This window comes from Methanoculleus methanifontis (assembly GCF_030464365.1).
Classification (GTDB): domain Archaea; phylum Halobacteriota; class Methanomicrobia; order Methanomicrobiales; family Methanoculleaceae; genus Methanoculleus; species Methanoculleus methanifontis.
Map to the genome: position 1 here is coordinate 62,809 of NZ_VCYI01000012.1, position 13,153 is coordinate 75,961.

Here is a 13,153-nt window from a genome sequence, read left to right on the forward strand (position 1 = left end):
ATGCTCACCTGATGGAGTTTTGCTCGATCGATACGGTGTGTAAGCCTCCCTGGCATTCAGGCACAGGGTGCCGGTGGTTGAACAGTGTCTACCCTACAGAGGATGTCGGATGACGTCGATACGGCTGCAGGACATTGGGGATATCCCTCTCTGGACAAACAACGCGAAAAATCCGTCTGAGAGGGTGCGTGAAGAACCTCACCGGAGCGATCGGCTTTCCGGGGACCAGGAGGTGGTCTTCTCCGACGCCGTCAGCCGGAGCCGGAAACACCGGCTTACTACAAATGGTGAGGAGGCACTCACCGGCACCCTTGCAGCCTGCCCGTACCGCATCGGAGAGCATGGGTTCACATCCCTCGCCGAATGCGGGGTCCGGCATCTCACCCCATTCCGCCGGAACAGGTGCGCGGGAATAATCAGACAACGGCTCAAGCAGCAGGTTCGTGATCGTGTATGAAGATTCTACAGGTGACACCGTTCTTCAAGCCGAGCTGGGAGTCCGGGGGTGTGGCACGTGCGGCATATGAGATCTCAAAGCGTCTCCAGAGAGCAGGCCACGACGTCACGGTATATACGACGAATCGGAGCACCTATCCGACCGGGCTTCCCACGAACAGACCCCTCAATGTCGATGGGATGAAGGTTTACTATTTTGAAAATTTACGGAAGTATTTTCCGGGCGCAGCGCTGCCCATAGTCCCGTACTACTTACCGTTCGTTGCACACCGGGATCTACAGAATTACGATATAATTCACATCCACGAGCACAGAACACTCCTTGCGGCCATGGTAAGTCACTATGCCAGGGAATACGGTGTTCCATACGTTCTGCAACCGCATGGGTCGCTCCCGAAAAATAGAACTCTGGGTAAGGCAAGGGTGAAAAATATCTTTGATTTTATCTTTGGATCCGCCATTTTAGATTCCGCATCAAGACTGATTGTCATGAACAGCATGGAAAAGGAACAGAATATACTGATGGGCATTCATGAGGATAAGATCGCCGTCATTCCCAACGGCATCAGTTTCGAGAGGTGCGTTACCGCCAGGAGCAAAGGGGAATTCCGGAAGTTTTGCGGGATAGAGAACGGAAGCAGCCTCGTTCTATACCTGGGCAGAATCGATAGAATCAAGGGAATTGATTTTCTGATAGAAGCGTTTCACCGGCTGGTACAGGAGCAAACAGATGCCATCCTGGTCATTGTCGGGCCGGAATGGGGTTACAAACGGGAACTCGAGGAGAGAGTGCGGGCTCTCGGAATTCAGGATCGGGTACGGTTTGTCGGCTATATCGATGACGTCGGCTCTGCCTACCAGGATGCCGATCTGCTCGTCTATCCGGGAAAGTATGAGATATTCGGGCTTGTTCCGTTCGAGGCGATCATAAGCGGAACCCCGGTGATTGTCACAGACGGCAACGGCAGCGGAGAGCTCATCAGGGAAGGCGACTGCGGCCTGACTGTACGGTATGGGGACTGTGCGGATCTGGCGGAAAAAATGGCATTTTGCCTTGAAAATCCCGGGGAAGGGAGAAAAATGATTCAGCGAGGACAGGAGTTCGTTCGAAAGAATCTGACATGGGACCGGGTCGTGAAAAAACTCGAACAGGAATACCGGAAGTGCCTATGAACATACTGGCAATCCCGACAACCGTCGGGTTGTCAAAACCCCAGAGTGGGGGCCAGAACAGGTTTTGCAACCTCGTCAAATGCCAGGCCGCAAATAACCGCATCGTTGTGCTTGAACCGACTCACCTGTATGATGAGAGCGATGACGATGTCGCGCAGGTATACACCTATCATGATATCGAGGCGTTCCGTAGGAAACTATCCATATTCAGGGACAGCAATCCCGATTTCATCCGTAAGGCGGCACGGATCATCAGGGACGAAGAGATTGATCTCATCCAGATCACCCATCCCAGTGGAGCATTGGCGGCCAGGATACTCGGTTTCCTTACGCGCAGGAAGATAAAAATAGTGTACGACGCTCACAATGTTGAATCCGATTTCATTCAACAGACCTTCGCGAACCATAACCACTACTCTCCGATGGAGCGAAAACTCATACCCGCCTATACGAACCTACTGGAGAGGGTCTCCTGCAAATACCTCTTCGACCACATCACCGCCGTGAGCGACAATGATGCAGCTACGTTCAGGAGGAGGTATCATCTCAAAGACGGGACAATCAGCGTCATTCCTTCGGGTTGCACCATTCGTTCGAGGATGTCTGACGGAGCAAGAGATAAGATTCGTGAAGAGATGGGGCTGCACCCCACGGATGTTGCCGTATTCTTCCACGGCCTCTACAGGCATCCGCCGAACCGGGAAGGGTTTGATCTTATTCAATCGTATATCGCCCCTCGTTTTGCCGATACATACCCGGATGTATCATTTGTCATCGGTGGGACGCAGGTTCCGGAGTTTGAAGAAGCAAACGTCAGGTCGCTTGGATTCATCAGCGATATCCAGAATATCGCCGGCGCGGATATCGCCATCGTACCTCTGAGAAGCGGAGGAGGAACGAGACTGAAGATATTCGATTATATGAGCGCCTGTCTCCCCATTGTGACCACGAAGAAAGGAATCGAAGGGATCGATGCTGAGCATTATGAGCATGCGATCATCGTCGACGACATCGACGAAGAGTTCATAGCGGGGATCAGGTATCTGATCGAACATAAAGACGAACGGAAGAGGATTGGAGATAATGCTCGAGCACTGGCCGAAGAGAAATATGACTGGCGAATAATCGGAGGGAACCTGGAAGACCTGTACCGGACGCTGGTTTCGGAGTCAGGTGCCCGTCATACCGGCTTCGCATAGATGATGTCATGCAGATCCGAAACCCCATTACGCTAAACGACTGGAAGATCCGGAGTTATTTCATTGCGATCCTGGGGTTCCAGCTGGGGCTGCTGGTTATACAACTCCTCGGAAGTATGAACTCGCATATCCTGGTTCTGCAGGCGATCCTGGAATTTGCCTTTTTCTCATTCGTTCCGGGTATAATCGTCCTCAGAATCATGAGGATACATCATCTAAGCACCATCGAGACGCTTCTCTATGCAGTTGGATTGAGTATAGCAATCCTCATGTTCACCGGATTGCTCATGAGTGCGCTTTATCCCCTAGTTGGGATCTCCCGGCCGCTGTCATCCGGTTCAACCCTGATGACGATCAATGTCATGACATCAATCCTGCTCTTGCTCAGCCTCGTCAGAGATAAAAAACCCGTCGAACCGGGCTATATCGATACGGGGATGGTTCTCTCAAGACCTGCGCTTCTCCTGTACCTGGTGCCGGTGCTGACAATCATCGGGACTTATTTTGTAAACCAGTATCACAGCAACGGACTTCTCATGCTGGTGATCGCGTTCATCGCGGTTATACCCGTACTGATTGGATTTGACCGGGTGATCCCGGAAGCGTTATACCCACTGGCAATCTTATCCATCTCCGTCTCGCTGTTGCTTCACACATCGCTCGTATCCCCGTATCTCTGGGGGTACGATATTCATTATGAGACATTCCTTGCAAACCTCGTTATGGACAACGCATTCTGGGACTCCACTAGTCCCGGAAACGTGAACGCAATGCTCTCCGTCGTCCTGCTGGCTCCGATCTACTCGTATATCACGGGACTGGACCTGACCTGGGTATTCAAATCAGTCTACCCCATCATCTTCGCCCTTGTGCCCCTGGGGCTGTATCATGTTTTCCGAAGGCAGGTGGAGGCAAAGAGCGCTTTCCTTGCATGCTTCTTCTTCGTCTCGTTCATCATATTTTACGCGGAGATGGCCTCTCTGGCGCGTCAGGAGATTGCAGAACTCTTTCTTGTCCTCCTCCTCATGCTGATGGTCGCGAGAAATATTCCCAGAAGAACACATTTCGCGTTATTTGCTGTATTCGGTGCCTCTCTGGCTGTCTCGCATTACGGAACATCATATATCTATCTGCTCTCCCTCATCGCGGTCTGGCTGTACGTGACTCTCTCCTCAGTCGCCGCAACCCGCGGCGATACTATTCTCAAACGTTCGCGAAAAGCAGGGGAAAATTCGTCAGGCGGAGACTCCGTGAACAGAGACGGCGGCAGGACGATAACCCTCGCCCATGTCCTCTTCTTTACCGGGTTTACACTAGGGTGGTATATGTTCGTCGCGGGAGGGACCTCCTTTGATACGATCGTCTCGATCATCGATCACATCGGGAATACGATCTTTGTGGACCTGCTGAACCCCGAGGAAACCGAAGGACTGGATCTCCTCATCAGTACTCCTCAATCGCCCCTGCATACCGTCGCCAAGGGCCTCCACCTTATAACTCTGGCACTCATCGTCGTCGGGTTCATCACCATCTGTTTCCGGTGCACCAACATCGATTTTTCAAGAGAATACGTTGCGTTCTCTTTTATTGCACTCCTTTTCGGAGTTGCGGGCGTCCTCGTGCCGAACTTCTCCAGCACACTCAACACCTCAAGACTCTACCAGATTGTGCTCATCTTCCTCTCCCCGCTCTGCGTTATCGGCGGCATCAGCATACTTACAGTGCCGGGAACATATATCAGTAAACTCCGGAGCGGATGGCTCGCGGGACGAACACCGCTGGTACTGATCTCGGTTCTCTTCTCACTGCTGTTCCTCTTCAGTACGGGTTGGGTCTACGAGTGCGCCAACGATCAGCCGTCGTCCATCGCGCTGAGCCAGGATTCGATCACGAAATACGGAGGCGATACACCGAAAAATGTCTTCTATGGAACGTTCATACCGGAGCAGGACGTTTTTGGTGCCCGCTGGCTGGGTGAGTACATGGAGGACGGTTCGATCGTCTATGCGGATAGAACACGGAAAGATAATGTATTGACATCTTACGGCAACATCGCGAGGAACCCCCCCTTTTTGCCCAAAACGGATTTCAAACCGGTTTGGGGCGCATATACCTATCTGGGGACATATAACATCGTCGAGCGTTCCGCAAGCGGTCCTGAGGAGTATTATGATTACTGGAGCATCGAAGAGATATATCCCGCGATCAACCGCAACAACAAGGTGTATTCAAACCATCAGAGCGAGATCTACCTGAACGGGTGACACTTCCTCCATGCTGCTGCCGTCCCGGGATTGGCGTTCACCCCTGACGTCCGAAAATGTGCGTGGGAGGGTGAATCACAGAACGTACCGTCTGACCATGGACAGCACGACAACGATGCCGATCAACGCGTATGTCAGGATCCATGCATACCCCACGCCGAGGATCCCGAATTGCAGCATCAAAAAGTAACTGGATCCCAGAAGCAGGATGAAGATGATGGCGCTGATAACGATCAGACTCTTCAACCCGTACTGAACTTTCTTGATTGCAATAAATACTTCCGAAAACGAGAAGAAAAAACTTGAAATCGCCAGGACCTTGACTAATTCGAGCCCTGCTACATAATCCGGACCGATCAAACCGAGGATATACTCTCCGAATAAGAAGAGGGCCACAACCGCCGGAACGAGGAGCGCAAAAATTCCGGCGAGCGATTTCAGTACGTTTCTCTTCAGTGCTCCGCCGTGGCTCCCCTCGACAAAGAGCGATGTCGTGAAAGACGTGGGTATGAGGAACAGGAACATGACAATCGCATACGCAATGAAGTACTGAGCGGCTTGTTCCGCACCGAGAATGTTCAACACAAGGATGGGGAGGATCGTGCTCGGAGCCGCAATGAACAACCCGGAAACGTAGTTCCCGGCGGAAAAGCGGAACGAATCGAGCAAAAATTCCCTATCAACGCCGGATAGACGAATCCCGGACCTGTAGAGTAAGAAGACCGAAACTATGAGGGCAATGATGAATGAAAGACCCAGCGAACTGAAGATTCCAAGTGCTCCGAGAAAGACCAGAGGAATGAGAATAAGGAGCCTTGAACCGAAAAGGAGGCTCTGGAGAAAGTAGAATTCGGATTTCCGCAGTGCAATGAATGCTGCACCGATGAAGGCCGTTACGGAATTGGCTATCAGAAAGGCGATGTAGAGGAGCGCATAGTCCTTGACCTGGTGCAACCCGGGCGACCAGATATCCACCGTAGCTATGAACAGGACTCCCAGGACAAACCCGAATAGTGTCGTGACGATTATTGCCGTCCCGAGGACTCTGGATTTATCCCGTGTCGGAAAAAACCGTATGATCGATTGATCGAATCCGAGCTTCGATAAGAGGATCAGCATCCCCATGGATGAGATAAGGGCCGTCGCAACTCCTACGTCTTCTTGCGGGTAGAATCGTGCTGCAAGCATCCAGAAGACGAAACCAAAGCCTGCGCTTGAGATTGATGTGATGATGATGAAAAACGTATTCCTGTACAGGGGGTCTACAAGATAGGTTTTCAGCTCAACGGGGCTTTTTGGGAACGCGTGCATTACCCCCCCAATGGATGTATCGCGTATATCAAATTATCCGTCCTGACGGCTCTCCTGCACCGGTATCGCCGTATCGATGGGTCTATTCCGGCAAAAAAGGATCCAGAACGGCTGGCATATCCACGCATCCTCCTGTTCTGCGACAGGCGCGAAGTGCGGTGTCGCCGTAGCCCAAAAGAGAATAGGCCGTTACTGGCGACGGATCCGGGCATCCCCGGCTCAGGTGGAAAAAACCCGTCCATAACCAATATGACCACGTACTGTACAGGTGTTACGGGGCGGCACCTGTGGCAAAACCGGGAGGAGGGGAGGGATTAACCACTCCTCCAGGTAGACGCTTTAGAGAGAAGAGGTCCTGCCGAAGAAGAAATCGGTGAGCAGGGCAACGTCCTTCCAGTCCACAGTGCCGTCTCCATTAACGTCGGCAGCGGGGTCGGACGGAGTGGTTTTCTGCGCCATCTCGGCGGCAATCGTCACGTCGGCCCAGTCAACGTTGCCGTCTCCGTTCAGGTCGCCCCTGACGGGAACCGGCAGGCTTCCGACGACGATCTCCTTGCTCATGACGTTGTTGTCCTCAACGCTCTCGGCGATCCGGTTGACGTCGTCGACGTGCGCCTTCACGGTGTGCGTGCCGTCGGCGGCTTTCCAGGTTGCACCGCTTGAGCCGCCGTTCGCGGTCAGCGTGACCGATGCGCCCGGGGCGATGGCCGAAGTGTAAGTGTCGGACCAGACGCCGGGCCCGGCGGCGCCGTCGTCGAACGTGAAGAGGACGCCGTGTTTCGTGCCCGCAGGCGTCGGGGCGGTACCCTGGTTCTTGATCGTGGCCTTCATCGTCACCGCATCACCGGAGGCCGGGTTCGCCGGCGTCCAGGAGATGCCGGTCACCACGAGGTCGGGCTTCCCGGAGGGAGCCGGCGTGGTGGGGGTGGGGGTCGGGGTAGACCCCGACGCGGTCTTCGAGACCGTGATCTGTTCGGTGCGAACGTTGTTCGCATCGTTCGACTCCGCAATCCTGTTGACGTCGTCGACGTGCGCCTTCACGGTGTGGGCGCCCTCGACGGCCTTCCAGGTTGCACCGCTTGAGCCGCCGTTCGCGGTCACGGTGACCCAGGACCCGGGGGCAATCGATGCCGTGTGGGCATCGGACCAGATGCCGGGGCCTGCCGCGCCGTCATCGAACGTGAAGAGGACGCCGTGTTTCGCGCCCGCAGGCGTCGGGGCGTCGCCCTGGTTCTTGATCGTGGCCTTCATCGTCACCGCATCACCGGAGGCCGGGTTTGTCGGCGTCCAGGAGATGTCGGTCACCACGAGGTCCGGCTTCCCGGAGGGAGCCGGCGTGGTGGGGACCGGCGTCGGGAGCGGAGCGCTGCCGGGCTTTACGACCGTACAGTCGGTGATCCTGACTGCTCCCGAGTTGACGCTGCTCGTCGTGATTCCCGACGAACCCACCGGAAGTGTATTCGAAACCGTCTTGATGCCTTCAACGACGACGTTGTTGGTTCCTCCTCCCGCTACGGTGAACGGCGTCGCCACATCGGATACAATGCTCCCGGTGAATTTCGAGTTGGAAGCACTGTTCACCGTGACAAGTCTGGACGCGCTGTTCCCTGAGGCATGGATGTCGAGGTTTGAAGAGACGAAACCCACTCCCAGTGCCGGGTCTCCTATCAGAGCGCCGACACCGTCGATGCCTCCGGGGTTGGTCATCGTGAAGTTCTTGATCTGTACGTAGTCAACAAGCGTTGCGTAGAGACCGCGACCGTGGGAGTTGATGCTCGCGCAGTCCTCCATGACTATCGAGGGGTTGGCGTTCGTCAACTGCGACTGTACGATGAAGAACGATGTCGGTTTCACCGCCGAGTAGTCGGTCTTCCCCCGGCCCGTCTCGAAGTCCGTGCAGTCGTAGAGGTGGACGCCGTCGGGGTAACTGAAGAAGAACCCGTAGGCGCTGTTCCCTTCTGCGGTGCAGTTGTTGAACGTGTACGAGCCCTTAGGCGCGTAGTAACCGGAACCGAAATAGTCCTCGCCGCCCAGGCTGTAGGTCTTCGGGAACGGCTTCTGGCCGTTGTTTCTGCTGATGCAGTCGGTGAGAACGATATCCTTCTTGGTTGGACCGTACTCGAAGTGGAACCCGGACTCAAGCGTGCCTTCGGCGACGCACCGGGTCACCCGCAGGTTCTCGATGTCGTTGAGCTCCGCAAAGTCGAATCCGGTAACCCAGGGGTTGTAGGCGCTGTATCGACCGCAGTCGATTGCCCTGCAGTCGGTATACCGTACGTTCTTGTGCACCTTGTAGTCGGTGCCCCATGAACTGTGGAGAAACCCGTAGGTTCCGGGACTGTCCGCAACCACCCGGGTGAACTCGATGTCCTCGATGTTCTTGTTGCCGAGACCGACGGAGCGCACATAGAAGAGCCCCTGGATGGTCCGGTCAGCGGTGCCGGTGACGTCCCGGACAGCGTTGTGCCCTGCACGGATGTACACCACGCCGAAGTCGCGCGATGCGCTGTAGCCGGTGCCTTCGACGTGGAAGTTCTCCAGCGTCACGTATTCGGTATCGACCCGGAGAATCCCGTCGTTCGTGAACCGGATAAAGGTCTTATCGTCGCCCTGGCCGGAGAGGGTCGTATGCGCCTTAGGCAGAACGCTTCCGGCACAGTTGAACGTCCCTTCCGTCAGCTGGACGGTTCCGCCGCTGGCGGGGAGGGCGTTGATGGCGTTCTGGATCTCCGCCTGATCGTTTGATCCGTCACAGACATAGTCGGCCTGAGCCTTCGCTGCGCTGGTGCTATCACTTGCAGCCACGGTTACTGTGGCCGTGCCGGGCTCAAGTGCTCCGACAAACGGCACCATGCCGAATACCAGGAATACTGCAATAATTAGCCTCGTTGTTCTTTTGACTATCACTAAGTCACCTCGTTCGGGCGATACCCAGTATCAGAAAATTGAGATATATAATAATATTTAAATTCATTAGAGATATATAATCAGAGATATTTTTAATCAGATTGATTAAAAATGTGCTAAATCTAAAATACAATTAAATTACGTTTTTAATATAAAAATAGCATATTTATCCTGCTATTTAAACTATGAACATAGACAACGCGAACTCGCACGCGGCCGTATGGTTGTCCGAAGGGACTACCGGTGTGCAAAATGAAGACTTTGTGCAGCCCGATATTCATTTGATGCCTTTAAATCGCAGAAAGGATCCGGGGGCGATCGCGTGTCCGTAAACAGCGCCGCCGGACACCGTGCCCGCAGGTGTCGAACGGCTCTATCCCCGGCCGATGAAAAGGCCGTCAGCCGAAACAGGCGGAATACGCCCTGAAACCGGATCCCGGACGACAGGAGCGATCAGGACGTATCGAACCCGGAGGCCTTTTGCTGCCGGAGAGTGGAGAGGAGGAGTGCGGATGCGGTACAAGCGGAAGCTCTCCATACTCAGCGGGCGATTCTCGTGTCTACCGATATGTGTCATGACTTCACGATCGTTACTGCACCCTCGGGCACATCCCGTGTCAACGTTATGCCCGTTGAGCCAACCGGTAAAATCTGCATATTCTGTACCCGTACATTACTGGTCCCGTATCCGTCGATAACAAATGGCTGCACCGCGTTTGAATTTATCTGCCCGGAGTATACGACATTCCTGTTGCCCATCGCGTATATCAGAGTAGAGACTCGATCCCCCGTCGCATGGATATCGATGCTGGAATCCACAAATAACGCTCCTCGCGGTGAACCCCCCACCACAGCGCCCCTGCCGTCGATCCCGGCCGGATCAGTCAACCGGAAGTTGTTGATCCGTACGTGATCCATCAGCGCAATGTGCAGACCGTATCCGAAAGATTCGATGCTTTCACAGTTCTCCATGACGATCGAGGGGTTGGCATCCGTCAATAACGACTGTACGATGAAGAACGACGTCGGTTTCACCTGCGAGTAGTCGGTCTTCCCCCGGCCCGTCTCAAGGTCCGTGCAGTCGTAGAGGTAGACGCCGTCAGGGTAACTGAAGAAGAACCCGTAGGCGCTGTTCCCTTCCGCGGTGCAGTTGTTGAACGTGTACGAGCCCCGCGGTGCCATGTAGCCGGCACCGAAGTAGTACTCGCCGCTTGTGTCGTAATAGTCGGGGTAGGGTTTCTGGCCGTTGTTTCTGCTGATACAGTCGGAGAAAACGATGTCGTTCTTGGTGGGGGCCCATTCGAGGTGAAACCCCGATTCCCAGCTGCCTTCGGCGATGCACCGGTTCACCCGCAGGCTCTCGATGTCGTTGAGCTCCGCAAAGTCGAATCCTGTGACCCAGTTATTGAATCTGGAATCTCGGCCGCAGTCGATCGCCCTGCAATCGGTATACTGGACGTATCTGTGTACCTTGTACTCGGTATCCTGCGAACTATGAAGAAATCCGTACGTTCCGGGACTATCGGCCACACAGCCGATGAACGCAATGTACTCGATATCCCTGTCATAGCCTTCGATGGACTGCACGTAAAACACAGCCTGGATGGACCTGTCAGCCGTGGCCGTGACGTCTTTGATCCACATATGGCTTGCAGTGATATAGATCACACCCATATGTGCCGATTTCCCTGAATAGCCGGATCCGGTTGCCCGGAAACTTTCCAGCGCAATAGAGTCGTTTTTCATCCAGATCAGGCCGTTATTTGTAAAAATCAGGTGGGTAGACTCATCACCCCGCCCTTTCAGGGTCGTATATGACCCGGGCAGAACGCTTCCGGCACAGTTGAACGTTCCTTCCGTCAGCTGGACGGTCCCGCCGCTGGCGGGGAGGGCATCGATCGCAGCCTGAATTTCATATTGATCGTCGATACCGTCACAGACATAATCTGCTCCGTCTTTCGATGCCGCACTGCTGTCGCTCGCTGCGACGATGATGGTGGGTCCTGTCACTGTCGGCACCGCGGGAGTCGGTATTGCCGGCACCGGTGGGCCGGACGGAGCCGGTTTCCACGGCTGAAAATGCAATGCCAGCACAACGGCGCAAACGGCTGTTATCACGATGATTATGGCAATAAGCGTGCGTCCGCCTCTCTCTCGGGGACATTGTATCGCCGGCATGGTGTTCTCTCATCTACCGTCTGTTACTCAAACATTGTCACCGGGCGAACCCCCCGGGGTATCGGGATGCGCCTGCGGTTGCCGAATCGCTGATGCCGGTCATCGCCGCCGGCCTGTGGCCGGAAAGCAACTCCCTGCCGAAGGAGGAGGACCCGGATATCCGTTTCGCCGAGTATGCTCGTCTCCCTCATCGTGTCAACACCACGGTCGGGGCGTTCAATGCCGGAACTTCGTCCCTCCCGCAAGGACCGGGTTAAAAGGCTCAGTACAACGCCGCCAACCGGGTTCGTACCCCTTATGATGCACAGGTACCATTTAATGATTTAGGGCAAAGGCCCCTGTCCCCTCTCTCTATGACTAAAAAACTGGGTGTGCTCATATCGGTTCACGGCGACCCGGCCCGGCAGGCCGACCCGTGTCGGGGGATCGCTGCGTGTTTTGGGAGACAAAAGCCAGGGGTGCAGATGGTAGTCGGCCCATGACAGGTACTCGAATCCCAAAATCGGCCCGGACCGGGTGTCAGAGATCCCGTGCCGGATCGGCGGGACGGGTCCGGAGGACGAGAACTTCACGCTCGATCTCCGGGCCAGGGCGGTGGAAGTGCGCACCGTCCCGGCCGCGGCGCGGGTTGTGGTCGTGGGGGAGGTTTGAGGATAGCGAGCCGTGGATATTGTTTGATAGGGTGGTTTGAGGGTTTGGCTACTATTTTTCCGGTGTGGGATTCCGCTCAATGAGTGCGGTGCGTGAACGGTTTTGAATTATAGACTAGCCCCGTACAGTGGACCGTGGGAGGATACCCCGATTCATCGTCCTCCTCCGCCGTCACGACGTACCCCGCGACGGCGAGGATGAGCGGCATCCCGACGGGAACGGCGAACCTGAGAATGCCAACCCCCTGTTCTCACAGCGGGAAGATCGCGTACTGGATGTACCAGATATACTCCACCACCGGTATCCAGAAGTGGTAGCCCTCCCAGCAGCCGGTGGCGAACCGGAAGTCGACGACGAGTTCCCACGCGAGCGGAAAGAGCATCAGCACCGGGACGGCGTAGGCGAGGAGGCGTGGGGAGGCCCGGCGGGCGAGCACGGCGACATAGAGCGCCGCGGTCCCGGCGAGGAAGAGGTAGGTGAGGTACGTGAGGAACGTCACCTGCCCGCCGAGGTTCCGGCCGGCGATGACCTGGAGGACGACGAAGATGAGCGGGAGGTCGATGACCGCGAGCCAGAAGAGGGTTTTGAGGGACTCCCGCACCCCGTCGCCGTCCATCCCGGCGTGCTTGAGGGCGTAGACCCCGATGACGAGCATGGGAAGATAGGCCGGGGAGAGGTAGCGCATGTCGGGGACGATCCCGGGGCTTGCCGGCATCCCGGGGATGGACCGGGCGTAGGTGAGCACCACCAGGACGGCGGCGAGGGCGAAGAAGGCGAGGAGCCGTGCGTCCCGTGAGTCGATCCCGGTTGGCCTCCGGCGGATGAGGGCATACCCGGCCGCCGCGGCGAGGAGGAGGGCGAAGAACGAGAGCGGCGAGACCTGGAAGAACGCGGCGGACCCGGCCCGGGGCGTTTGAGGTGCGTGTCGTCCCGGATCCGGTGCGGGTTGTGGTCGTGGGGAGGTTTGAGGGTTTGGTTACTATTTTTCCGGTGTGGGATTCCGCCCAATGAGTG

General features: G+C 55.7%; 10 protein-coding genes. 6 read left to right on the plus strand and 4 right to left on the minus strand.

What is annotated here, in order from left to right:
* Positions 1-109 precede the first annotated feature (109 nt).
* Genes FGW20_RS09710 through FGW20_RS09725 form a run of 4 tightly spaced genes read left to right on the plus strand, consistent with a single transcriptional unit; the run spans position 110 to position 5,092 of the window.
* On the plus strand, positions 110-457 hold the full coding sequence (locus tag FGW20_RS09710) for a hypothetical protein (protein ID WP_301677893.1): 348 nt from the start codon (positions 110-112) through the stop codon (positions 455-457).
* Entirely contained in the window at positions 454-1,629 is a 1,176-nt protein-coding gene (locus tag FGW20_RS09715; RefSeq protein ID WP_301677894.1) for a glycosyltransferase family 4 protein, read from the plus strand. The genes FGW20_RS09710 and FGW20_RS09715 overlap by 4 nt, the downstream gene beginning before the upstream one ends.
* Positions 1,626-2,828 (plus strand): glycosyltransferase family 4 protein, encoded by a 1,203-nt coding sequence (locus FGW20_RS09720; protein ID WP_301677895.1) that lies wholly within the window; start codon positions 1,626-1,628, stop codon positions 2,826-2,828. Before FGW20_RS09715 ends, FGW20_RS09720 begins: the two co-directional genes overlap by 4 nt.
* Before the next feature lie 8 nt (positions 2,829-2,836).
* A complete protein-coding gene (locus tag FGW20_RS09725; protein ID WP_301677896.1) occupies positions 2,837-5,092 on the plus strand; it encodes a DUF2206 domain-containing protein in 2,256 nt (751 codons plus the stop codon).
* 75 nt (positions 5,093-5,167) lie between these two features.
* Here the strand turns inward: FGW20_RS09725 and FGW20_RS09730 are convergent, their stop codons facing one another.
* From FGW20_RS09730 to FGW20_RS09740, 3 genes are all read right to left on the minus strand, one after another.
* Positions 5,168-6,403 carry an oligosaccharide flippase family protein gene (locus FGW20_RS09730; protein ID WP_301677897.1) on the minus strand — a complete coding sequence of 412 codons (1,236 nt, stop codon included), beginning with the start codon at positions 6,401-6,403 and terminating at the stop codon, positions 5,168-5,170.
* A gap of 339 nt (positions 6,404-6,742) precedes the next feature.
* Positions 6,743-9,256 carry a CARDB domain-containing protein gene (locus FGW20_RS09735; RefSeq protein WP_048115041.1) on the minus strand — a complete coding sequence of 838 codons (2,514 nt, stop codon included), beginning with the start codon at positions 9,254-9,256 and terminating at the stop codon, positions 6,743-6,745.
* 627 nt (positions 9,257-9,883) lie between these two features.
* Positions 9,884-11,320, minus strand: a complete 1,437-nt coding sequence (locus FGW20_RS09740) for a right-handed parallel beta-helix repeat-containing protein (RefSeq protein WP_301677898.1) — start codon at positions 11,318-11,320, stop codon at positions 9,884-9,886.
* Positions 11,321-12,004: 684 nt separating this feature from the next.
* Here FGW20_RS09740 and FGW20_RS09745 point away from each other — a divergent pair.
* Complete coding sequence (locus FGW20_RS09745; protein ID WP_255342101.1) at positions 12,005-12,139, plus strand: hypothetical protein; 135 nt, start codon at positions 12,005-12,007, stop codon at positions 12,137-12,139.
* Between the two features lie 250 nt (positions 12,140-12,389).
* Here FGW20_RS09745 and FGW20_RS09750 read toward each other — a convergent pair whose 3' ends face one another.
* Positions 12,390-12,884: a hypothetical protein gene (locus FGW20_RS09750; RefSeq protein ID WP_301677899.1), complete on the minus strand. Its 495-nt coding sequence runs from the start codon at positions 12,882-12,884 to the stop codon at positions 12,390-12,392.
* On the opposite strand from FGW20_RS09750, the gene FGW20_RS09755 reads away from it, so the two are divergent.
* Positions 12,877-13,056 (plus strand): hypothetical protein, encoded by a 180-nt coding sequence (locus tag FGW20_RS09755; protein WP_301677900.1) that lies wholly within the window; start codon positions 12,877-12,879, stop codon positions 13,054-13,056. The genes FGW20_RS09750 and FGW20_RS09755 overlap by 8 nt on opposite strands.
* Positions 13,057-13,153: the final 97 nt, after the last annotated feature.